Origin of the sequence: Comamonas sediminis, assembly GCF_041107495.1 — a bacterium.
Taxonomy (GTDB): Bacteria; Pseudomonadota; Gammaproteobacteria; order Burkholderiales; family Burkholderiaceae_C; genus Comamonas; species Comamonas sediminis.
Genome location: NZ_JBGBDC010000020.1, coordinates 1 through 1426 on the forward strand (window position 1 = coordinate 1; position 1426 = coordinate 1426).

Consider the following 1426-nt stretch of genomic DNA (forward strand, 5'->3'; position numbering starts at 1 on the left):
CGGTAGGCAAATCCGCCGGGCTAAGATGAGGGGTGATAACGGGTCTGCTTGCAGACGAAGTGAGTGATACCCAGCTTCCAGGAAAAGCCACTAAGCTTCAGCTACACACGACCGTACCGCAAACCGACACTGGTGCGCGAGATGAGTATTCTAAGGCGCTTGAGAGAACTCAGGAGAAGGAACTCGGCAAATTGACACCGTAACTTCGGGAGAAGGTGTGCCCCAAGTAAGTGAAGTTGAACAAATGGAGCTAAACGGGGTTGCAAAGAATAGGTGGCTGCGACTGTTTAATAAAAACACAGCACTCTGCAAACACGAAAGTGGACGTATAGGGTGTGACGCCTGCCCGGTGCTGGAAGATTAAATGATGGGGTGCAAGCTCTTGATTGAAGTCCCAGTAAACGGCGGCCGTAACTATAACGGTCCTAAGGTAGCGAAATTCCTTGTCGGGTAAGTTCCGACCTGCACGAATGGCGTAACGATGGCCACACTGTCTCCTCCTGAGACTCAGCGAAGTTGAAATGTTTGTGATGATGCAATCTCCCCGCGGAAAGACGGAAAGACCCCATGAACCTTTACTGTAGCTTTGTATTGGACTTTGAACAGATCTGTGTAGGATAGGTGGGAGGCTTTGAAGTGAGGATGCTAGTTCTCATGGAGCCAACGTTGAAATACCACCCTGGTGTGTTTGAGGTTCTAACCTTGGTCCATGATCTGGATCGGGGACAGTGCATGGTAGGCAGTTTGACTGGGGCGGTCTCCTCCCAAAGCGTAACGGAGGAGTTCGAAGGTACGCTAGTTACGGTCGGACATCGTGACGATAGTGCAATGGCATAAGCGTGCTTAACTGCGAGACTGACAAGTCGAGCAGATGCGAAAGCAGGACATAGTGATCCGGTGGTTCTGTATGGAAGGGCCATCGCTCAACGGATAAAAGGTACTCTGGGGATAACAGGCTGATACCGCCCAAGAGTTCATATCGACGGCGGTGTTTGGCACCTCGATGTCGGCTCATCTCATCCTGGGGCTGTAGTCGGTCCCAAGGGTATGGCTGTTCGCCATTTAAAGAGGTACGTGAGCTGGGTTTAAAACGTCGTGAGACAGTTTGGTCCCTATCTTCCGTGGGCGCTGCAGATTTGAGGAAGCCTGCTCCTAGTACGAGAGGACCGGAGTGGACACACCTCTGGTGTATCGGTTGTCACGCCAGTGGCATTGCCGAGTAGCTATGTGTGGAAGAGATAACCGCTGAAAGCATCTAAGCGGGAAACTCGTTCCAAGATGAGATCTGCCGGGGGCTTGACCCCCCTGAAGAGTCGTTCTAGACCAGGACGTTGATAGGTTGGGTGTGGAAGCGCAGCAATGCGTTAAGCTAACCAATACTAATTGCTCGTGCGGCTTGACCCTATAACTTTGATCGGCCCCTCCC

At 51.9% G+C, this 1426-nt stretch carries 1 rRNA gene; it reads left to right on the forward strand.

Annotated elements, in window-relative coordinates:
- Nucleotides 1-1404 (forward strand): 23S ribosomal RNA (locus tag AB7A72_RS23705); the annotation flags it as partial.
- Nucleotides 1405-1426 lie beyond the last annotated feature (22 nt).